We start from the raw sequence: 614 nt of genomic DNA, 5'->3' as shown, positions 1-614 counted from the left end.
TTTCACTCCCCTCACAGGGGTTCTTTTCGCCTTTCCCTCACGGTACTGGTTCACTATCGGTCAGTTAGGAGTATTTAGCCTTGGAGGATGGTCCCCCCATGTTCAGTCAAGATACCACGTGTCCCGACCTACTCGATTTCATAAGATATAAGTTTTCGTGTACGGGGCTATCACCCTGTATCGCTCTACTTTCCAGAAGATTCCACTAACTACAATCTTACTTAAGGGCTAATCCGCGTTCGCTCGCCGCTACTGACGGAATCTCAATTGATTTCTTTTCCTCGGGGTACTTAGATGTTTCAGTTCCCCCGGTTCGCCTCTTACACCTATGTATTCAGTGTAAGATACCCGACTTACATCGGGTGGGTTTCCCCATTCAGAAATCTCCGGATCAAAGTCTGTTTGCCGACTCCCCGAAGCTTATCGCAGGCTACAACGTCTTTCATCGCCTCTAACTGCCAAGGCATCCACCGTGTGCGCTTAGTCACTTGACTATATAACCCAAAATAGTTTGGATTAGGTATTCAATGACTGATTAACGATCACCGGATATAAATACGCTTGATTTATTACTCGTATTACAATCTCTGTCCTAATTTTTAAAGAGCGGTTAA

At 45.3% G+C, this 614-nt stretch carries 1 rRNA gene; it reads right to left on the bottom strand.

The features are described from left to right. Positions 1 to 494 (bottom strand): 23S ribosomal RNA (locus tag ABD744_RS16360); the annotation flags it as partial. Between the last annotated feature and the right edge of the window lie 120 nt (positions 495 to 614).

Source organism: Litoribacillus peritrichatus, assembly GCF_039537985.1.
In the GTDB taxonomy this organism is placed as follows: Bacteria; Pseudomonadota; Gammaproteobacteria; order Pseudomonadales; family Litoribrevibacteraceae; genus Litoribacillus; species Litoribacillus peritrichatus.
This window is presented reverse-complemented; position numbering and strand designations above follow the sequence as displayed.